Raw genomic sequence first — 22,020 nt, forward strand, 5'->3', positions numbered from 1 at the left:
TGTCATTGGATTATATTTTAATGTCTAAAAAACTACCGAAATATATGTTTCAGGTTTTCATCCCTGCAATCTGATAGCAAAACAAATTGCTTTCACAATTTGTTAACATCCCCCGGGGCATTTTCTGAAAGAACTTGCGACTGAGATTGCTAATAAGCAAATTCCCCAGGTCTTGTACAGCTTCTGCAGCTGCACATAAACCTGGGGAATATACACCATCATCATTTGTAATTAGTATCAAAGGTTTCATATGTATCCTCCCCTCCTATAATTGGTAATCTACACTATGATTAATTACATGCATTATAAACTATTTTTAATGTTTCTTCCATAAGCTTAGGTAAATCTCTATAAGCTTGTGAATTTATTTTATTGTACATCTTATGATTGTCCTCATTTGGAATAAATTCATTTTTTTGTTTTACCATATTATTAACTGCTTCATCAAAACCCTTATATAAACCAGTAGCCACAGCAACGCAAATTGCTGATCCTAAGGCTGCTGCACCATTCACTTTATTTCTAACAGTCTTTACACCGTATATATCTGCAAAAATTTGCATATAAAGATCACTATTTGAGCCACCACCAGATATAATAATCTTTTCAGGTTGAATACCTAGTTCACATGTCATAGCATCGTAATGATTCTTTAATGTTAATGCAATTCCCTCTAGTAATGAGCGGTAGATATGTCCTCTTGTATGACGTCCATCAAATCCAAGAATAACCCCTTTTTTATATAATTTGTCTGCTGGTGCAAGCCAATCAGGAATTGTTAACAATCCATCACAACCTGCTGGTACATTTACAGCTTCTTTTTCTAAATAATCTTCCACAGAATATCCTTCATTTTTTGCTTTAGCAGCATATTCTTCACCAATAATGCTCTTATACCAAGAAATTAACCACATTCCACGCCTGACACCAGTACTTTCATACAAATACTCATTTGGAATACATGATAAATTTGTAAAAAAATTAGAAGGAGCAGGTTCATTTTTACTACCACAAACCATAGAAGCTATATATGTGCCCAGAGAAATAAGTCCTACATTAGGCTCTATAAGCCCACAACCAAGAGCCTCCACTGCTTTATCATTTGCAGTAGCAACAACTGGAAGTCCAGCTAGAAGTCCCGTTTCTTTTGCCACTTCCTCAGTTATATATCCAAGTATTGTTCCTGGCATCTTAAGCTCTAATAATTTTTCTTTAGGAATATTAAGACTCTTGAAATGTTCTTCATCTTTAGACCAATCCCATGTATCCATATCTACAGGAAATTGCCATTGGAAAGCGTTTGCAGACGTATCCTTAAATTCTCCTGTCAACCGATGTGTTAAATATCCAGAAGTTGGACATGTATATCCAATTTCTGAATCATCTTCAAATTTTGCATACGAACGCACATCCATCCAACTCATAACTGGTGCTGCTAATGTACCATCTTTCTTCATAAATACTCTGCAACAACGAATAGAACAAAGTCCAAGGCCTACAATATCTTTAATATCGCCTTTAAATTCCTTCATTACTTTTGGGAATACAGTCTTAAGACTATCCCATAAATCATCATCTGGATGTTCAACATAACCAGCTTTTCTTGTAATCATTGGGTTAAGCCCTTGGCTCACACTACAAATAACTTCACCCTTTTGGTTAAAAATAAAAACTTTTGTACTTTGGGAACCACTATCTACTCCAATTACATATTTATCGCTCACTTGTTTTCCCCCTAAAAATTTTTGTAGTAAACTAAGGTTTTTATTAAAACAAAAACCTTAGTTTTGTGTGCATTTGTTATTTTATTATCTCAATAAGTAACCACCATCAACTGCTAAAACATGACCATTTACAAATTGAGAAGCCTTACTTGCTAAGAATACTGTTGATCCCATTAAATCATGAACATCTCCCCATCTTCCCTCTGGTGTATGATCCATAATCCTTTTGTTTCTTTCTGGATCATTCATTGAAAATTCTGCAGCTTTAGTTTTAAAATATCCTGGTGCAATACCATTAACTTGGATATTATATTGTGCTAATTCATCAGCATATGTTCTTGTTAAACCTGCAATACCAGCCTTTGAAGCAGTATAAGCTGGTGACCATTGTCCGCCGAGGAAAGAGAACATTGAACAGATGTTAATAATCTTACCGCTCTTTTGTGGAATCATATATTGTATAGCTTCATGAGTCATTTCAAATGCTGCTGTAAGATTAATAGCTATCATCGGATCCCATTCTTTCCTACCAAACTCTAGTACTGGTTTAATTAAACAGATCCCTGCACAGTTTACTAAAATATCCACTGAGCCTAATGTTTCAACACATTTATCAATTATTGCCTTTGGAACACCTGGTTTTGTTATGTCACCTTCCATATATATCGCTTTTACGCCTTCTTCTTCGATTAATTTATTAAATTCTGCGTCATCTGGCATAAAACTTGGCATAAATATATTTGCTCCTGCTTTTGCCAGTGATAAAGAAAACGCTTGACCCAAGCCAGTGTTACCACCAGTTACAATTGCATTTTTACCTTTCAATGAAAAATAATCCATTTTAAAATCTGTAATATTCATTTTTATTCCCCCTAAATTCTACTTTTATTTATTTTTTCTACTAACTTATCAATAAACTCTATGGCATCTCCTTCAACAACAATATCTGCCAAACTACAAATAGGCGCATCCTTATTTATATTTACAGAAATTATATTTTCAACATTTTTTAATCCTTCAATATGTTGAAGTGATCCATAAATGCCTAATGCAATGTATAATTTGGGACTCACAGTTTTTCCTGATTGCCCTACTTGAATACTTCGAGAAGCAATACCACTATCAACGATGCTTCTACTCGCAGACACCATTCCATTCAATTCATGGGCTAAGAAATATAGATGTGCAAAATCTTCTATTACACCCCCTCCACCAGAAACCAAAACTTCACTTTCTCTTATATCTTTTACATTTTCTTTTTCTATTGTTGTAAGTAGTCTAATTTTGCTTGGTTCCACGGTAGTTGGTTTAAAGTTAATTTTTTCTGTTTTCTTCAAAGTATCTGTGGTATAGACAAATACATTTGGTCTTACACTCATCATAATGGTCTTACAATTCCTGTTAACAATACCAGCCAAAATTTTACCACTAAATGCCGGTCTTACCATCTCTACTTTACCATTATCATGCTCAATGGCTGTAACATCTGCAACCAAGCCAACCTTAAGTCTCATTGATAGTCTTGGAGCAAGCATTCTACCTAAGTAGGTGGCCGGAATTAGTATGCTATCAAAATCATAAATATGATGTAATTCTTCTATGCAATTTGTTATGTTTTGAACATCATAATTCTTTATCTCTTGATTTTGAATGGTAATTAGATAATCAAATTTACCATCAATTACTCCATCATTATGATTAAAACAAATAGCATAAGTTTCATATTCACTATCTTTATAAATCTGATTTACTACTTCTAATAAATCTATGGAATTTTGAAAATCTTCTTCATCGAAGTAAATTAAACTTCTATTCATAATCAAACAAATCCTTTATCTTTTAAAAATTTATACACCATTTCAATTCCTTCATCATCATTATGCACAACCACTTTTTCTTTCTTTTGAAACTTCCTCACAAAGGTTCTATTTACTTTCGTTAATGACCCTTCAATACCAACTTCATCTTGAAGAAACTCCAATTCTTCATTTGTAATCACTGATATCCTATCTCGTACATAAAGCTCTAAATCCTTATATTTTACAAAAGGCAATTTATATTTGCTCTCTTTTCCTATACTTAGAACACTTGGAAGTGCCATCTCATATTTTGAGAAGGTTTTTTCACAATCAACCAGTACTATCACACTATCATTTTCTAAACTCTCCTCATAAACCTTGACAATATTAGATAGCTGACTAATTTGTAACATTTCAGCAATTTGTGAAGGGATATGCGCGGTATCCCCATCCAAGGAATGACTTCCAGTAAGAATGAAATCATATTCCTCTTCCCTTAAATGCTTAGCTATAATTTTACTGGTTACATAGGTATCACTGCCCACATAGTGTTTATCAGATATAAGTGTTGCTTTATCCACATTGAGTCTCAGCAAATCCTCTATGAGAGGAATAGTGCTTTTTGGAGCCATACTAACTATTTCAACAAAAGTCTCTGGATTTTTTTCTTTTATTTTCAAAGCAAAGGCTAAGGCACAGGCATCCTCTGGATTAAGGATTAACTTTACACTTTCTCTAACTAATACATTTTTTTCATAATCATACGTAAAGTTATCCACATCTGGAACGAACTTAACTAGACAAATAATTTTCAACTTTAGCTTTCTCCTTTTTATTAAGAGTAGTAAACACAGTTACTAATACTATACCAACAACGCCCATTGCTGCACTTGCTATGAAGTATGCATTATATCCACCTTTATCTCCGAAGGTCTTAAATAGAGAACTATTAAATATCGGTAATATAATATCTGGCAGGTATCCAAATAAAGATATTAATCCTATTGCTGCTCCCATTATCTTGTCGTCAATCTTTGCGTCACCAAGCAATGACCAATAAGTACCACGAATGGCATATAAGAATATTCCTCCTAATACAATTAACACATAGAACGTGTTCTTACTTAAGCTAGTTGGTAAAAGCGCTATTAGGAGAAGACATACTACCGCACCTAAAAGTGCACAACTAAGAGTTTTTTCTTTCCCAAATTTGTCTGCTAAAAATCCTCCAACTATTCCACCTATAGGTCTCATCCAAAGTACAACTACCATAATAGTTGCTACGCTTACAGCATCTACTCCAGCGTTAGATTGTAAGAACCCTCCAAGGTAATAAACTGTCCAATATACTGCATAGGACATGAATATAATTCCACCCATTATAAACACATATTTATTCTTGAATACCCCCGCAAAATCTGATAACTTAACCTTTTGTTTAGTAGATGCACTAGCGCCATTTTGATATCCAGCCTTCTTATCATCTTCAACGAAGATTGTAACAAGTATACCAACCACAAATACCACTATTGAGTACATATATATAATTGATGCTATAGCTGACTTCTTATCTGCTAAACCTGTACTGCCTCCTATTACCTTAGTGAAAATATAAAGTGCAAGACTTGCCAGTAAAGCTTCTACTACACCACGTCCACCATCAAGTATTCCGAAAAATCGTCCTTCTTCTTCTTTCTTGGCAAGTAATTTAACAATCTTCATATGAGCACTCCAGAATGTAAATACGGAGAATATACCCCATATACCGTAAATAACAACTACATTGTTGTAACTAGGAATTTGAGCAAACCAGAAGCCAGCTGATGCTGTTCCAATAAGTGAAATAGATAATAACCACTTGGCAGAAAATTTATCACTTAATAACCCACTCGGAAAATAACCAACTACCCATACAATTCCCAGTACTGAATAAATAGAATTCAATTGAGGTAATGTCATATTGAAAACCTGTAAAAGAGTTTCCTGATAATTAGTCTTCAAATAAATGATAGGGAATATTGCTCCTGCTGCTAAAACGATTAGCATAAGTTGAAAATACCTTTTGAAATTTTTATTATTCATACATTTCCCCCCCTCAATAATTAATTTTTATTTTAAAGGTTTTTTAGACACACTTTAAGTCTTGTAATCCTTTTCTTGATGTGTATTACATCGGCTTAAGAATTTACTCTTAAGCCGATGTAAGTAGTTTATTTTTGATATTTAATGCCTTCTTCTTGTGGGTAAATAGTTCCAAAGTTCATAATGCCATTTGGATCAAAAGCTTCTTTTAATTTTTCTAACATATAATATGCTGAACCATGTTCTTCTTTTGTCCATTCATTACGGAACTTGCCAATTCCGTGGTGGTGACACATAGATCCTCCAAGTTTTATTGTTTCCTCTACAATAATTGTTTGTATTGGATGGTGGTATATTCTCATTTCATCTTCTGGTGCACAATTGATATTATAATTATAAACAAAGTACATATTAGCTCCGTTTATGTAACTATGAGATGAATGCCCACCGAGCATTGTCAAGTCGTTTGCACGCTTAAATTCATTTTTAATCCTGTTAAGAACAGCATCATATATTTTAGGAAGCATTTCCCAGTTAGCTGAAATTTCAGTTGTATATCCATCATGCTTATCATTATCAATCATTCCTTGGAACTCATCATCAATATCTTGCTGTGACCAGTTCAAATGATTAAACCAATCTTCTATAAGTTTGCTATCAACTTTTTCAATAATGCTATCATTGAATTTTTCAGTTGCATCTTCAATCCCTTCACAAATAGCATTTACCATTCCTTTATTTCCTTCAGCCATAAATATCAATACACATTTACCTTTGTAAAAGTGATAGAAATGTTGTCTTGCATCTTCCTCCGAATATGTTCGAGCAACAGATGGGCGATACCCATTAACCATAACTTCTCTTAATACTTTGATTCCAGATTCAACATCTTTTACAAGGTAACCATAAAACTTATTGTTCTCTGGGAAAAATTTGAATATTTTAACCGTAACTTCTGTAATATAACATAGTGTTCCTTCATTGCCGATAACAATGTGCCTTATATCCGGACCTCCTGCACGACGTGAAACATTCTTAATTCTTGAAATATGTCCATCTGGGAAAACACATTCTAATCCTACTACCATATCTTCAATTCCACCATATAAAGTTGAGAATTGTCCAATACTTCTTGTTGCTACCAGTCCACCATATTGAGCAACTGGTTTAGATTGTGGAGAATGTCCTGTTGTAAATCCTAGCTTTCTAAGTTCATCTTCAATTAATTGTAGAGGAACTCCTGCTTGTACTGTTGCTTGCATGTTATATTCATCAATTTCAATAATCTTATCAAGGTGCTTACCATCAATTACAAGTGTTAGTTCCTTCCAGTTTTCTAGGCCACCTTCTGTTGCAGTCTTACCACTTCTTGGAATTACATTAACATTATTTTTATTGCAATACATTAAAAGGGATTTGACCTCATCCACAGACTTTGGGAACACAATTGCTGTAGGTAATGGAACATCTAGTACTTTTTTAGCTTTTGCATATTTTTTATAGCGATCTGCCGATGCATCATACAAATCATCATAATTCGTATTAATTTGTTCTTCTAATAAAATGCACTTCAAATCTTCTAGTATTTTTTCCTTATTCATATACATTGCCTCCTTAACCTCTAATTCATTCGGTCTACAATGATAGAATACTATAGTCAGAATTGTATGTCAACGTTTTTTAGGAAAATTATTCGCTTTCATCTTTATTGTTCTTTCTAAACGGAAAACTTTCCACGCTTTATTGAATATCCTTATTTAATGACTTTACTAACACTTTCACTAGTGTTACAATCAAAATACAAGTAATTGTTAAATTACTTAATAAAATAAGGAGTAAATTTAGATTGTCTATAGAGATTATCTAATAGTGATTATGATAAATATTGACTTTAACAAATTGAATCCTTTAGAAAAAATGATTAATGAAACTCTTATTACTTTATCAAAAACTGCTACCCATATTACAATAACAAAAGCAGCTGAAACCTGTGATTGTTCTGTGTCTAAGATTTCTAAATTTGCGAAAAAGCTTGGATTCAATAATTATAAACAATATATTGATTTTTTATATGGTAAGAACCTTCCAGAAAACAGATCTTCAATAGAACTTGAACGAATTAAAAATTTTATAGATGATTTTGATATATCTTTAGTTGATGAATTTATTGAATTGTTAAATTCTTATAAAAAAATTATTCTTTTTGGTTATGGCCCTTCGTTTATTGCTACCCAATATTTTGAATACAAACTAAGAATCAACACAAATAAGTTTGTTATTGCTGTCCCTGATGAAATTTCTGTGGAGAGTTTACTTGATGACAAAAGTCTACTTGTTATTTTTTCTACAACAGGTAAATTCAAGTCTTTCGAACGAATTAACAACCTTGCAAAAGAGAAAAATTGTCAAGTTTTATTGATTGTTGAAGAATACAATGAATCCTTACTAACTAATTATAGTAAGATCTTTTGGATGTCAAAATTCCTTCAACCAGATATTTTAAAACCTTATGAAAAATCAAGAATCGTTTTTTTTATTTTCATAGAGGAAGTTATTCAACGTATTATTTTTAATAATCGTCAGGATAATCTTGAACAAAAACAAATAAATACTGAGCAAGAGGATATATAGTATTTACGTAAGTTATATCATAGTTATTATCCTACGATCGGAGGTACTTGCAATGTCCGTTTTTAGTGGCCCTGATCATTATTTGATTAGCCGACCTCTCTCACCACCCTGCATACCGTTCGGTACAAGGCTGTTCTATAATAACTAACAAGTTCTAAGATAATATTTTGTTATACTGATTAGACCTAGACTTTCTAGGTCTTTATCTTTATCTTTATATGCAATTTTCATAATTGGACTCTTGGATATTCTCCAATAACTTCTTCGTGTATTTGCATATTCCCAAGCCTTTTGTTTTGATAGCCCTTTCTTTTTAAGTTCCTTGAATCTCGTTCTGCCCCTTTTCCATTGTTTCCATATACAGAGGCGTATCCTTCTTCGTAATTCTATGTTATCTTGGATTTCCAACCCTACCTCTATACTTAATAACATCTTAGAAGAACAGTTACATGAAGCATTAAAGCAAAGGATCATAATAAATTATGATTTTGAAGGGCTTTCAGAGACTGAGGCTATAGAATACATTCATTCTAGACTCTCATTGGCAGGTGCTTCTTCTGAAATAATTGATCATAATACCATACCATAATTGTACCCTGCTTACTTATTTCCATGTACACCTCTCTAATTTTAGCGAACTTTCGTTCTCTTTCCAACATAAAACTCTTTACTTATATATACGTACGTAATATACTATTTAAGAGTACTTATACGTACGTAGGAGTAATATTATGAGAACGAATTTTTTTTATACATTCCCTGCAATCAAAGGAATTCAAGCAACTAGGGACTTTTTTGTTATAATGTGTCCCCTTTCAATTTTATCTAAGCTATTTATATTTAACGAGAATGAATTGCCACCAGAGCATCGAGCTCAGAGAGTTCTTAATAAGACTAGAATTCCTGAAATGGCATCATATATTGTTAATAATCCAAAGGATTATGTTTTCTCGTCTGTAACGGCTTCAATAGATGGTGATTTTGAATTTTCTCCTCTAAATAAAGACTTTGATGAAAAAATAGGTACCCTTAAGGTTTCTATGGATAGTAGACTTCTTATAAATGACGGTCAGCATAGAAGGGCAGCCATAGAGGAATCTTTAAAAATTGCACCTGAAATTGGTGATGAAACAATATCTGTTGTTTTATTTATTGATGAGGGTTTAAAAAGAAGTCAACAAATATTTGCCGACTTAAATAAACATGCTATTAACGTATCTAAATCGATTGGTATATTGTACGATTCAAAAGATCCAATAGCTATGATTACTAAGTCTCTTCTTGAAGAAAATAAGTATTTAAAGCATTTTACAGATAAAGAAAATCCATCTTTGTCCAAGTTTTCTCCTAAACTTTTTACTCTTAGCAGCATAAATGAGACTAATAAAAAATTGGTGAGCAAACTAAACATAAAAGATTCTAAAACATTTACTTTCGTAAAAGAATTTTGGGATGAATTGTGTGAACATATGAGGGAATGGCAATTTGTATTCAATAAAGATATCAATCCTCATCTTTTTAGGGCTGATTATATTAGTTCTAATGGTGTTGTTCTCGAGGCTTTAGGCTTAGTTGGAAATTATCTATATAAAAACAACCCTAATGATTGGAAAGAAATACTTTATAACATTAAAACCATAGATTGGCACAGATCTAATTTAGATGATTGGAAAGATCGAGTAATTGGTCCTACTGGTAGAATCGTTAAGAGTGCTTCTTATGTAAGACTAACTAACAATCTGATAAAAACTAAGTTAAATCTTCCTCTCACTAAGGAAGAGCGAAAACTAGAAAAAGATTGCAAAAAGGATGATTAATTATGAATATAGAATTACAAAAAACAGTAAATGACATACTCGAAGAGATGAAAAGAGTATACAAAAATGATAAAAGACCTTGGGTTATAGGTTATAGTGGCGGTAAAGATAGTACTGCTGTAGTTCAATTAACGTTTATGATGCTACAAAGTCTATCACCTGAAGACAGATTTAAGGATATATATGTTGTATCCTCCGATACTTTAATTGAAAACCCAATAATTCTTGGCTATTTAAAAGAAAACTCTAAGTTAATAAATAATAGTGCGAAAGATCAAGGACTACCATTATATACGCATATGGTTCATCCAGATTATACTAATACTTATTGGACTAATATAATTGGCAAGGGCTTACCTACCCCTACTTCTGTAAGATTTAGATGGTGCACTGAGCGTCTTAAGATTAAACCCTCTAACAAATTCATTCAAGAAAAGGTTAAAGAAAATGGTGAGGTTGTCGTTCTTCTTGGCGTAAGAAAATCTGAAAGCATAGTAAGAGGTATAAGAATAAGAAATAGAGAAATTAATGGTTACCTTTTAACCCCTCATGTTTCCCTTAAAAATACTTATGTGTATAATCCAATTGTAGAATTAACTACTGATAACGTTTGGGATATTTTACTTAACAATAATGGAGAGACTCCTTGGAGAACAAGCAACAACGACTTATTTAAACTATATAGGGGTGCAGATGCTGGAGAATGCCCATTTACTGTTACTAATGATAATGAAAACCCTTCATGTGGAAATTCCAGGTTTGGATGTTGGCTCTGTACCGTTGTAAGTGAAGATAAATCCCTTACTGGTTTTATTGAAAATGGAGAAGATTGGCTTCAACCACTACTAGATTTCAGGTCTTGGATTTTAAGTATTCGTAACCGACATGAATATAGAATGCAATATAGAAGAGATGGAAATCATTATTATAAAAAAGCTTATTTAGAAAAGCTTCCTTTTTTAGATGATTACACTATAAATGATGACCATATTTTTACTAATGATTATGGTGAACCTTATATTGATTTGAAGATTTCTCATACTTCTATAGAAAAAGGCAAAGATATCATTTCTACTGATAAAGATAAAATTTATTTAGAACTACTACCACTAATAGACAATACAGTGAATGTAATAATAGATAAATCTAAAATACAAACTGATGATAAAGGTGATTTCATTAACGTCGTTGGATACGGTCCTTTTAACTTTAAAGCAAGAAAATTAATATTAAAAAAACTATTAGAAACTCAAGAACTTATAAATGAAGAATTTGAAATTGAACTTATAACAACGGAAGAACTTGAATCAATAGATAGAATATGGGACGAAGAAGAAGATTTAACTTGTAGAACATTAGTGGACTTATATCATGATGTTACAAGAGAAAGACTCCCTTGGGATGATTATAAAAAGGCTATTTTTGATAATCATACATTAGCAGAAATATCTACTCTATGTGAAAAGCATAATATTTCAGATGATTTGATTAATAAGCTTTTAATAGAAACCAATAAATACAAATGCTTTACTAACCGAAATATTTTAGATAAATCAATTAATAAAATCCTTAATCAAAGGTATTTGCACAAAAGTATAGTTGAGGAGATAGAAAATGATAATTAACAGCATTACACTTAAAAATTTCAGATCATATGAAGATGAAACTACATTCTCATTTACTCCTCAAAGTAACAAAAACATTGTTTTAATTGGTGGAGAAAATGGCTCTGGCAAATCAGCATTATTCGAAGCAATAAAATTATGTATATATGGACCTACAACTTATGGTTACTTAGGTCAAAATCATAATTACTTAACTAAGATTAAAAACAATATAAATGACAATGCATTTAAAAATGAAGAGATAGAATGTATAATAGCTCTAAGTATTTCTTTTAATGAAGGAACTGAAATAAAAGAATATTATTTAAAACGTTCATGGGCTTATTCTAATCAAAAGCTATATGAGTCATTTAAAGTGTTTTTAAATGGCAAAGAATTAAATGAAGAAGATAAATTGTATTTTGATAAATATTTAAAATCTGTACTTCCGCCATCATTATTTGATTTTTTCTTCTTTGATGGTGAAGAATTAAGTGATTTCTTTACTGGTAAAAATGCTAGTACCAACCTAAAGGAATCAGTGCTTGAACTATTTAATTATGATACTTTTGAAGTATTAAAGAAACAATTGCTTACTCATCAAAGAACTCAATCAAAATTTAGTGCTCAGTTAGAAGAATCTCAAAATAAATTTGATGAACTATCTACTACTACGAAATCTATAAAAGATGAGATATTAAAATTAAAGAAAACTATAATTTTAAATGAAGAACATCTTGACAACCTAATAATTAACAGATTTAAAATTGAAGATAATTTTAAAAATAGTGGTGGACTTTTAGAGGGTGAAAGAACTGCTTTAAATTCAGAAATTACAAGACTTGAAAATGAACGTAGCGATATACATCAATCTATTAAGGATTTTTGTAACGATACTCTTCCATTTTTATTATTAACTGATCTTTTAAAAGATACAAAGACTCAAATACATAAAGAGGATTCATTAAATTCATATAACAGTATAAAAGATAAGCTGTCTGGTAGAATTATAAAACAATCATTTTTAGAGCATCATATCAATACAAGTAAATCTGATGATATTTACAATGAAATAGCGTCAACTCTCCTTGCTAATATGTATGATTATGAAGAAATAAAAAATGTATCTAATATTTTAGAATTATCAAATGAACAGAAAAATTCAATAAATTTCACTATAGATAATATATTATCAAAAGGATCTCATGTCAGTAAAAATATCAATGATAATTTTGCTAGGACTGCAAAAATAGGTTCTATATTAAAAGATTTAAGGAAAAAGTTAAATCTAACAATTTCTGAAGATATATTGAATAGCTATTTAGAATCAATCCATTCAATAAATGAAGAAATCACAGAAATTCAAAGTATTTTAGCTGTAAAAAAAGCAACTATTGAATCGAAGTACGAAGATTTAAAAAACAAAGAATACCATCTTACTAGAGCAAAGAATGATTACACTACCCTGTTACAAAACATTAATATTCTGGATATTTCTAACAGCCTTATCTCATATTTAGATGAATTACTTACTACTTTAACTAGAGATAAGATTTCTTTAATACAGGATGAGTTTATAGCTATATTTAGCACTATTATTAGAAAAGACAACTATGTAAACAGCATTATTATTGACGATAACTTTAACTCTACTCTTTACATAAACAAGGATTATGTTCCTACCGATATAGTAAATATAATAAAAAATATTGGATTTGATGGTTTATCTAAAAAGTATGGTCCAAACTTCTTAAAAGATTTATTTAAGCACTATAATGCCGAAACTAATAAAGCACTTGAGGATAAAATTTTAAACGACTTTTCAATTAATTATATTAACCTAAGTACAAAAGTCAATATAAATGATTTTTCAAATGGGGAAAAACAGATTTATATACTTTGCTTAATTTGGGCTATTATAAAAAGTTCTGGTGTAGAAATACCATTTATAATTGATACTCCTTATGCTCGTATAGATGAAACTCATAGAAACTCTTTAAGTACTAAGTATCTACCAAAATTAAGTAAACAGGTAATTATTCTTTCTACTAATAAAGAAATTGATTCTGAATTGTATAATGTTATTAAACCCTATGTATGTGACGAGTATTTACTTTTATACAATACTGATTTAAGAAAAACCGAAGTCGAAAATAGATATTTTGAGGTGTAATTATGGGATTTAGGTTAAGAACATCAACAAGAACAAAAGAAATATTTGAAGAATTAAGCAAAAGCTCAAACCTTAAACCATTTACTTTGAGTAAAATGGCCGTTTCTATGTCATTGAATGAATCAACTTCTATAGACGAATACAAAAATGCAGACATTACTGGCCTTGACCTTCAAAGAGCCACCGTTACTGGTGATTTTGATTCAATATATAAAGCACTTATAGAAGTTAAACTTGGAAGACATATAACTGATGATGAATATTACCCACATTATATGAAACTTCATATGGATAGAGGTGCTGAACTTCTATCGAAAATATATAAGTATTCAGGTGGTAATTTAGAAAAACTTTTAACTAACTTACTACAAAAAGGAGATTCTAATATATGATCTATTTAGATAATAGCGCTACTACTCCAATTGATCCTGAAGTACTAGAAGCAATGTTACCATATTTAAAAGAGGAGTATGGTAACCCATCTAGTAGATATTATACATTGGCTATGAATGCAGATAAAGCCGTAGAAAAAGCTCGGCATCAAATCGCAGCTTTAATAAATTCAGAACCAAAAGAAATAATCTTTACAGGAGGCGCTTCTGAAAGTAATAATTTTATAATTAAAGGAGTAGCTGACTATAAAAAATACTATGAAGAAAAAGGAAATCACATAATCACTTCTACCGTTGAACATAAATCAATTCTCCAAACCTGCAAATTCTTAAATGGAGATGTATTTTGGAATAAATCTGAAAGCACAGTCGCTAGCCAATTTCTAAAGAAAAAGAGTTTGGCTAAGAAAATAGATCGTGGTTATGAAGTATCCTTTCTTCCTGTAAATGGATATGCTCAAGTACAAGAAGAACAATTTAAAAATGCAATAAAAGAAACCACCATACTTGCTTCTTTTATGTGGGGAAACAATGAAATTGGGTCACTAAACGATATTGAAAGGTTATGTGCTATAGCAAAAGAAAGAGGTCTACTGTTCCACACAGATGCCACTCAAGTATTAGGTAAAATAAATATAGATGTTAAAAAGGTTCCTGTAGACTTTCTTTCCGCGTCAGCTCATAAAATATATGGACCAAAAGGCGTTGGTGCAGCATTTATAAGACAGAACAGTCTCTCAGATTTTAAAATGACATCACTAATTCATGGTGGATTACAAGAAAGAGGGTATAGAGCTGGAACTTCTGCTGTTCATAACATTGTAGGCTTTGGTAAAGCTTGTGAAATCGCTAAAAGAGATATGAATGAATATATTAAGAAAATTTCTCAATTAGAAATTGAAACTAAGAAAATGCTTGCTGAGAGACATCCTGGTGTTGAATTTTTAGGAGACCCAGAACATCATATCCCTGGAGTTATCGGAGTCTTAATTCCTAGTATTGTTAATGATATTATGATTAAGGATATGGCAGATAAGGTTGCTATTTCCTCTGGGTCTGCTTGTGGAATTGGAGAACCTTCTTATGTTATTAAAGAAATTAATCTTAAAAATAAAAGTAGTAGCTTTATTCGAATTACCCTGGGGAAAAATAGTAACATTGAAAACATAATAAAAGCTAAAATTTAATCTATATTTAATTAAAAAATACAGCCTAGTTGCTTAGGCTGTATTTTTATATATACATTTTATTTTTCTTTCATAAATTCCCAAAATGCCTTATCTCTAAGATAAATAGGTCTATCTGCATTACCAAACTTAACTAAACTATGATGTTTTTCTAGTGATTTTATCTTACCATATACATTGTCTTCTTCCGCTTTATTTTTAGTGTTAAATATAAATTTAACATCCTTATTATTTAAATCAGATACATTGTGAACTATCCAAGATAAAATATAGTTTGCATACTCATTATCCCCTGTAGAGAAATGGCTTAATAACTGAGTAGAAAGTATTGTCCCTACTCCGAACATTCTTCCTTCTTTTAGTATTTTCTTTAAGCTCTCAAAGTTTTTACTTAAGAAATTGTCGGCTTCATCTACTAATATTAAGTTTGTTAACTGCCTGTACTGACCTTCTGTTTTACTTTCACCCAACACAAGCATTTGAATGTAGAATATATCTAGTGTTATTGCTACTATTAAGTTTTGTATACCTGTATCATAACTTGCTAAATTAATTACAGTTACTCCATCTATTAGTTCAAACAAAGATTTGGTTTTTTTCATATCTGGTTCAAAAATTTCAAATTCATATATATCCATAAGTGCCGCATAAAGACTGTCTTCTTTAACATCCTCATTTTCTAGATATAATTTACACACATCGTTTAACGTAGGTGCTGGATTACTCCAAGTGTCTTTATTGGCTTTACTTATCCCTCTTCTCTCGTATGCCTCCATTATTTTATCTCTGAGCAATGTTTCTTGTTTAACACCCAATCCAAATGCTTTAGAAATAGTTTCTTTTAGCGTATTCGCAGTATGAAGTGGCAAAAGCGGCTTTGGATTTCCTGTTAATACTAATGATAAAGGATTATATGGCAAATGAAAAATATTATACACCTTAGCATTAGTGGATTTCACAAAATCACTATCTATATAGTCGCCCTTATAGTCAAATATTAATAGGCCTAGTTTTTTACCACCTACATTATATTTTTCATTAGCATGAAGCTGATATATTAAGGACTTTGTAAACTGAGTTTTTCCCGTACCCATTGTTCCAATTATACCAGTATTAGTATGGAAGGTTTTATTTGTGTCTGTTGGATACCATTTTATTTCTTTATTAGTTAATGCTTCATATCCAAATAAAATTTCCATAGGTATGTCTTTTGGAAAATAAATAGTTTCGTTTTTCCCAGTAACTGTTTTGTCAGTAAGAGATACCCCCTCTGGAACTCCATACATATTGCATAATAGTTCTTCTTTTACAAAATCAGTGTCTCCATTAACGATTCTTTCTCTTAATTCATATATATTAGATATAATATGCCTATACCCTTCTTCTTCAGAAAGATTTATGACTTTAAATCTTTGCTCTTTAAATTGTTCAAATTTTGAGGCTGTGCTGTATATCACCCCTTCTTTAAATGACATTACCGCACCACGACCTATATATTTATCTAATTCATTGCTTATAATATAATCATCATTTAGAAGTTTAGTTCTAACCTCTGATTCAATTATGTCATCCCAATGCTGTTCACCCAAGATGTTGTATAATTTCATTTTCTCTGCACTTACTATAACTAGTTGCATGATGAAGTTTCTATAGATTTTCTTGCTTGCTTTTCTCTTTTCATCTTCTTCATCTATAAGGTTTATTTCAAAAAATTCTCTGGTTTTGTATGCTTGTTCTAATGCTTTTTCTATAACACCTGGTTGATTTTTTCCGATTTTTACTTCTATTGGATAGAAATGAAGCTTTAGTTTTTCACCAGTATTTTCTATTCCTACAAGTAGTAGATCATCTGAGTATTTTCCTTTTCCACCTAGATTTTTGACTGAGAATAATCCATCAGCTTTGTTTAATCCCGCCCCACCAGATACTCTTAGAATTTCTTCTAAAGAAATTGGTACCCATATTATATTAGGGTTGTAGAAATATGCAAGGCTTAATTTTATAGCTGAAATTATACTTAGTTTTTCTCTAGGGAATTGGGAATTACTTGATATTAATCTTAGTAACCAATCTCCATTTACAGCATTAAAGCAATTTATAACATCTATTGCTGCACCGGGTTTACAGTCCATGTTTTTTTCATGTAAGAACTCATTTATTATCGCTTCATACTGTTTAGATTTACGTGTAACAGTAATTGCATCATATCCACTTGCTGAAGTATATTGATCACTATAGTGAATTATTAATAAGTCTTTTGCTTCTTCATCATTCCTAAAGAAATTTAAATCAACTTTAGGATCTATGAATGTTACCCAATGTGAAGAATCATAAATTTTATCTAATAGCTTTTTATTTTCTTCTGATATTGAAGTTGTTCTGCAAGTGTTTTCTTCATAAGGTGAATTTGTTTTTATAACCTTAACTAAAGAATTTAATTTTATAGCCAGTTTTAATAAACTGTTACTCTCATGTTGTTTCATATACTTGATTCCAAACCCAGTTCTATAAGAGCTTCCTAGAAACTTAGAAGGTACCCCTGATATTAACCCTTCGAAGGAGACTCCTGTCTTTATATCATTCATAATACTGTCTTCTTCTTCAGCATATTGATCCATCTCATAAAAAGATACATGACAATATTCATAATTACTACTTTCACTATTCTTCTTATAAAAATGCACCTTGTCTCTATAAATACTTAATACATCCTCCTTTGAGTAATCATTACTACTATCGTTAAATTTAAAGTCTACCCCTAAGTTTTCTTCTGTTTCTGCTGGTGTATTGTAAAATGACATTTCTTCAAATACATTTAAAGTATCTTTATCAGAGTATATATTTATATCTATAGGTAGCAAGTACTCTGGTTTTACTTTCTTCAAAAGCTTAGAAGTGTAAAATTCAATTATACCTTGTAATATTTCCTTACAATCTCCTGTATTTATAAGATTAATTTTAATAGCCGCCTTTGGCGTAAGTTCAAACATATAAGAGAAGTGCTCAATGAATTCATCAATCTTTTCTCTAACTAACTTTGAAACAAAGTTTCTTGAGCCTTTATACCTTGGTAATTTATAATCAACATAATACTTCCATTCTGGTGAATGTTGTTGTTCCACTGGCCTATAAAGGTTACCTTCTCTTGGGCAAAGATATGGAAGTAAATATATTGAATCTAATTTTTTAGTTAGTTCATAAGGAATTTCTTCACTTCCTACTACCTCATTTAATCTAATTTGATAAGCAACATTTAAAGGATGTAGCGGTGTTAATATTATTTCCCGATCTCCGTCTTCTTTGTTTATTGTACCTATCTTTAATAAATTTTTTTCCTCTTCACTTTTTATGTAATCACCGTTTTTAATGTTGTCTGCCACTTCTAAGTACTTGTTTACATAATTTTTACTTAGTTGAATTAATTCCTCATTATAATAAGCTATACTTGGTATTAGTTCATTAACTTTATAATACTCAATTAACTGCATATAAGATACTTTTAATTCTCCATCTAAATCAATATCCTCTAAGGTTAATTCATCGTCTTTTTCAGTGAAATACAATCCGCCACTTATAATTATTTCTTTTTCTTTTATTATGTTTTCCCTAAACTCATCTCTTGCATAATAATCTCTAGTACCCTGTATTAATTTATTATTAATATATTGGAAACTACTTTTCTTTTCTCTTTTTAAACACCATACGCTTTGACCAGTTATCACTACCGCTTTGCTACCCTCATCCTTAATTGCTAATGGTATAATCATCTCATCAATATTCAAATTAAACTTAATAATACCAGTAGTTTCATCAGCTCCTAAGTCATTGTATATCACCACTCTTTCATCTAATGAAGAAATTATAATCTCTCCATTTGTTTCAGATAATGCTACTTTAACAATAGATGCTGCTGTTGGATTTAAAACTATTTCTTTATCTTCTACATTAAGAAGTAAGAGATTTTCCTTTCCCTTCATACAGACATTGTAATTTGTTTTTATAACTTCATTTCCAAAGATGCTGCTATCAAAGTCAAGAACTAATATCTTAAATTCAAATTTAACCTTACTGCTGTCTTTATCTTCATATTTTATGCTATTAAAATGTATTCCATCTATTTCATGTTCTATTTCAACTATTAACTTTTTTCCAGAAGCTTTAGCTGTTGCTTCTTGGTTTTTGCCTAAAGTTATATTTTTTTGTCTCATTGTATCATCAAAAATATACTCTATTTTGATCTTCTTTAATTTGTTCTTATTAAAAATTAATATATTTCTAATTCTCTGTTTGGCCACTCCTGAGCCTTCTTCTTTATCCCAATATTCACTTTCATCAATGTCATATAATTTACATTCTTCATATTCCAATTTCTTCTTATCTTTTTTTGTGTCCATAGAGTGTTTAACATCTTTATACTTAATATCTTCCCAATTAAGATTTTTTAGTTTATCCACACCCTCATCATCAAAACTCTTCTCTAATTGTTGCTCTGGATCACCATATTTATGTATATTATCTACCTTTGTAAATATATCCGCGTTGTCTTTTAATCTGTTAAATGCATCCTTTTCGCTGATAATTTCATCATTTAATTTTCGATCATAAAACAAACCAAAATTTCTATATTCCGCTTCTTTTATTCCATCACTATTTAATACCTTTAATACATCCTCATACTGAAATAAAGATGTGTTGTCCTCATGAACTTGATTTGTTCTTTTATCTAAGTCAAACTTAACTATAAGTTTATCTACCCTTTCAAGATTACTCTCTTTTATTTCTTTTGTTATGTCTTCAACTATAGACTTTATATGAAAAGGCATTCCTTCTCTTTGAAAGCTTACAGTACCACCAACAATACTATCGAGAGTAGAATTATGAATAAATAATATTGCCGTATTTTTAAATAAATATTCTTCGTTACTTCCTGCTTTATTACGTAATAATGTTAAAAAGTCTGGTTTAATATTATTAATAGTTGCCGCAACAATAACTTTGACTCCATTAACATTAAAACTAAACGTTCTGTACTCATCAATACTTGCTGTATATTTAAATTCCTCTGCCGTACAAGCATTTTCTAACTCGTCATATAAGCCTTTTACCTGAGCTTCTTTTTCAAATTGTATATTAAATTTATCACCATTTTTAACGTTTACTTCATTCAAATAACTGATAATTTTTTTTGATAAATAATTATAAAATAGATTTAACATATTGTGCATCCCCACTATCACTCTTTTTTTCTAATATATTTAATTTTTCAAATAATTGAACTATCTTGTTTTGAGAATCTCTATCAAAAAAAATACCACGTCTTTCATACTCTTTAAATAAGTCTTTTAATTTTAATTTCTCCTTGTTTTTTGTACATAACTTAGTTATGAAAATTAAATTGTCTTCTGTTAAATTTAAGGTGTATCCTGATTGTCCTCTTCTTCTTAGAAAGTTTACTTTGCAAAACTCTGTAAACCAAGCGCTATAATCAAGTTGTCTACCTTTTCTTCCAGAATTCACAAATTGATAGTTTATTAATTTATACAACTCATATACCTGTTGAAACGCTTCATCATTCTCATAGTGAACTGCAAGATTACAAGAATCAAAATCAACATCATCTATATGGTCCTTATAAATTTTAATTAACATTTTAATATTTGAATTGAATTCATTTAGTTCTTCACTATCCATGTCCCCTATAATATTCTTTAAATCTAAGTATGTGAAGTTCGATTCCTTATCACTATGATTCAAGAGTTCCAAACAGTTAGCATGCGAAAATAATGTAGTTGTAGAATTTTCAATAATCTTCCAACCATTGGAATAGCTTATCCTAGATTTAGAAATATTCCTCTCCCAATCCAAATTGAAATATATTTCAATAGGTTTAGTTATATCTGCTTCAAACATCCTATTTAAATTGATTGATAATTGTGAAACATAAAAGAAGTAATAATACATCAATAATTTTTCTATACTGTTAGTGTAAAAGGTCGGTTTATCTAACATATATTTAAGGTCTTCCATAAATAAGTCTGATATATATGGCATAAAATTTCTGTATGTAGTTTTACTCGCCTTATTTATTTCTCCTAATTCAGGCAAATATCCTACAACAAGCTTCAAAAGAATATTCTCTGGCTTATCAATATATGCAGTCTTTATGATATCTATAACTTCTTCATCCTTATTTACAAGTACATCGAATAAGAACTGTCCAAGTTTTTTATTTGTTATATCCTCACTAGTTATGTAGTTTAAAACCTTCGGATGAAAAATTTCAATTTTCTCGTATTTGTCGAAGAATAATTCTTTAATTATACCCTTGAATGCACTTTTGTTTTCTTCTTCCATTTTAACTTTATTCATAACATTTTTTATTAAGTCTGCGTTTATGTCTTCCTTATATTCTGATCTGTTAGTGAGCCTTCGTGAGAATTCCCCTATGCATGAAGAAAAATTTATGATTTTTGTTTTAAATATCTCTTTATATTGGGTTGTATAAGGTAAAATAGTTATTTTCTTACCTGCATTGTGTTGTAATGATTTTTTTTCTTCACTAAACTTATAATCGCATTTAATTTCATCAAAATTTATTGTATATCTCATAA

The 22,020-nt window shown here is 30.5% G+C and carries 15 protein-coding genes; 6 read left to right on the forward strand and 9 right to left on the reverse strand.

Features of this window, described 5'->3' with window-relative positions; genetic code table 11:
• Window positions 1–290 precede the first annotated feature (290 nt).
• The 6 genes from ACWJJT_RS06345 to ACWJJT_RS06370 all read right to left on the reverse strand — a co-directional run bounded on the left by ACWJJT_RS06345 (window position 291) and on the right by ACWJJT_RS06370 (window position 7,206).
• Window positions 291–1,724 (reverse strand): FGGY-family carbohydrate kinase, encoded by a 1,434-nt coding sequence (locus ACWJJT_RS06345; protein WP_462956383.1) that lies wholly within the window; start codon window positions 1,722–1,724, stop codon window positions 291–293.
• An 84-nt stretch (window positions 1,725–1,808) separates the two neighbouring features.
• Complete coding sequence (locus ACWJJT_RS06350; protein WP_462953091.1) at window positions 1,809–2,585, reverse strand: SDR family oxidoreductase; 777 nt, start codon at window positions 2,583–2,585, stop codon at window positions 1,809–1,811.
• Window positions 2,586–2,596: 11 nt separating this feature from the next.
• Window positions 2,597–3,541: an electron transfer flavoprotein subunit alpha/FixB family protein gene (locus ACWJJT_RS06355; protein ID WP_462956384.1), complete on the reverse strand. Its 945-nt coding sequence runs from the start codon at window positions 3,539–3,541 to the stop codon at window positions 2,597–2,599.
• Between the two features lie 2 nt (window positions 3,542–3,543).
• Window positions 3,544–4,338: an electron transfer flavoprotein subunit beta/FixA family protein gene (locus ACWJJT_RS06360; protein WP_462956385.1), complete on the reverse strand. Its 795-nt coding sequence runs from the start codon at window positions 4,336–4,338 to the stop codon at window positions 3,544–3,546.
• Complete coding sequence (locus tag ACWJJT_RS06365; protein WP_462956386.1) at window positions 4,316–5,605, reverse strand: MFS transporter; 1,290 nt, start codon at window positions 5,603–5,605, stop codon at window positions 4,316–4,318. The genes ACWJJT_RS06360 and ACWJJT_RS06365 overlap by 23 nt, the downstream gene beginning before the upstream one ends.
• Window positions 5,606–5,733: 128 nt before the next feature.
• The gene (locus ACWJJT_RS06370; RefSeq protein WP_462956387.1) at window positions 5,734–7,206 is read right to left on the reverse strand and encodes an FAD-binding oxidoreductase; all 1,473 of its coding nucleotides are present in this window, start codon (window positions 7,204–7,206) and stop codon (window positions 5,734–5,736) included.
• A gap of 274 nt (window positions 7,207–7,480) precedes the next feature.
• Between ACWJJT_RS06370 and ACWJJT_RS06375 the strand changes: the two genes are divergently transcribed.
• Entirely contained in the window at window positions 7,481–8,236 is a 756-nt protein-coding gene (locus tag ACWJJT_RS06375; protein ID WP_462956751.1) for a MurR/RpiR family transcriptional regulator, read from the forward strand.
• Window positions 8,237–8,380: 144 nt separating this feature from the next.
• Here the strand turns inward: ACWJJT_RS06375 and ACWJJT_RS06380 are convergent, their stop codons facing one another.
• Window positions 8,381–8,644 carry a hypothetical protein gene (locus ACWJJT_RS06380; protein ID WP_462956388.1) on the reverse strand — a complete coding sequence of 88 codons (264 nt, stop codon included), beginning with the start codon at window positions 8,642–8,644 and terminating at the stop codon, window positions 8,381–8,383.
• 323 nt (window positions 8,645–8,967) lie between these two features.
• Here ACWJJT_RS06380 and dndB point away from each other — a divergent pair, with 323 nt between their 5' ends.
• Genes dndB through ACWJJT_RS06405 form a run of 5 tightly spaced genes read left to right on the forward strand, consistent with a single transcriptional unit; the run spans window position 8,968 to window position 15,409 of the window.
• Window positions 8,968–10,053, forward strand: coding sequence for a DNA sulfur modification protein DndB (gene dndB, locus ACWJJT_RS06385; protein WP_462954154.1), 1,086 nt, complete (start codon window positions 8,968–8,970; stop codon window positions 10,051–10,053).
• Between the two features lie 2 nt (window positions 10,054–10,055).
• Window positions 10,056–11,678, forward strand: coding sequence for a DNA phosphorothioation system sulfurtransferase DndC (dndC, locus tag ACWJJT_RS06390; RefSeq protein ID WP_462954155.1), 1,623 nt, complete (start codon window positions 10,056–10,058; stop codon window positions 11,676–11,678).
• The gene (gene dndD / locus ACWJJT_RS06395; protein ID WP_462954156.1) at window positions 11,668–13,830 is read left to right on the forward strand and encodes a DNA sulfur modification protein DndD; all 2,163 of its coding nucleotides are present in this window, start codon (window positions 11,668–11,670) and stop codon (window positions 13,828–13,830) included. Before dndC ends, dndD begins: the two co-directional genes overlap by 11 nt.
• Window positions 13,831–13,832: 2 nt before the next feature.
• Complete coding sequence (locus ACWJJT_RS06400) at window positions 13,833–14,222, forward strand: DndE family protein (RefSeq protein ID WP_462956389.1); 390 nt, start codon at window positions 13,833–13,835, stop codon at window positions 14,220–14,222.
• Window positions 14,219–15,409 carry a cysteine desulfurase family protein gene (locus tag ACWJJT_RS06405; protein WP_462954158.1) on the forward strand — a complete coding sequence of 397 codons (1,191 nt, stop codon included), beginning with the start codon at window positions 14,219–14,221 and terminating at the stop codon, window positions 15,407–15,409. Before ACWJJT_RS06400 ends, ACWJJT_RS06405 begins: the two co-directional genes overlap by 4 nt.
• Before the next feature lie 59 nt (window positions 15,410–15,468).
• Here ACWJJT_RS06405 and dptH read toward each other — a convergent pair whose 3' ends face one another.
• The gene (gene dptH, locus ACWJJT_RS06410) at window positions 15,469–20,625 is read right to left on the reverse strand and encodes a DNA phosphorothioation-dependent restriction protein DptH (RefSeq protein WP_462956390.1); all 5,157 of its coding nucleotides are present in this window, start codon (window positions 20,623–20,625) and stop codon (window positions 15,469–15,471) included.
• Window positions 20,606–22,018, reverse strand: a complete 1,413-nt coding sequence (dptG, locus tag ACWJJT_RS06415; protein WP_462954160.1) for a DNA phosphorothioation-dependent restriction protein DptG — start codon at window positions 22,016–22,018, stop codon at window positions 20,606–20,608. The genes dptH and dptG overlap by 20 nt, the downstream gene beginning before the upstream one ends.
• Window positions 22,019–22,020: the final 2 nt, after the last annotated feature.

The organism is Clostridium sp. CM041 (genome assembly GCF_055081035.1).

Coding starts and splice junctions, on each gene's coding strand:
- ACWJJT_RS06350 (WP_462953091.1), bottom strand. CDS start 2,585: ATGAATATTACAGATTTTAAAATGGATTATTTTTCATTGAAAGGTAAA.
- ACWJJT_RS06355 (WP_462956384.1), bottom strand. CDS start 3,541: ATGAATAGAAGTTTAATTTACTTCGATGAAGAAGATTTTCAAAATTCC.
- ACWJJT_RS06365 (WP_462956386.1), bottom strand. CDS start 5,605: ATGAATAATAAAAATTTCAAAAGGTATTTTCAACTTATGCTAATCGTT.
- ACWJJT_RS06370 (WP_462956387.1), bottom strand. CDS start 7,206: ATGAATAAGGAAAAAATACTAGAAGATTTGAAGTGCATTTTATTAGAA.
- ACWJJT_RS06375 (WP_462956751.1), top strand. CDS start 7,481: ATGATAAATATTGACTTTAACAAATTGAATCCTTTAGAAAAAATGATT.
- dndB (WP_462954154.1), top strand. CDS start 8,968: ATGAGAACGAATTTTTTTTATACATTCCCTGCAATCAAAGGAATTCAA.
- dndC (WP_462954155.1), top strand. CDS start 10,056: ATGAATATAGAATTACAAAAAACAGTAAATGACATACTCGAAGAGATG.
- dndD (WP_462954156.1), top strand. CDS start 11,668: ATGATAATTAACAGCATTACACTTAAAAATTTCAGATCATATGAAGAT.
- ACWJJT_RS06400 (WP_462956389.1), top strand. CDS start 13,833: ATGGGATTTAGGTTAAGAACATCAACAAGAACAAAAGAAATATTTGAA.
- ACWJJT_RS06405 (WP_462954158.1), top strand. CDS start 14,219: ATGATCTATTTAGATAATAGCGCTACTACTCCAATTGATCCTGAAGTA.
- dptH (WP_462956390.1), bottom strand. CDS start 20,625: ATGTTAAATCTATTTTATAATTATTTATCAAAAAAAATTATCAGTTAT.
- dptG (WP_462954160.1), bottom strand. CDS start 22,018: ATGAGATATACAATAAATTTTGATGAAATTAAATGCGATTATAAGTTT.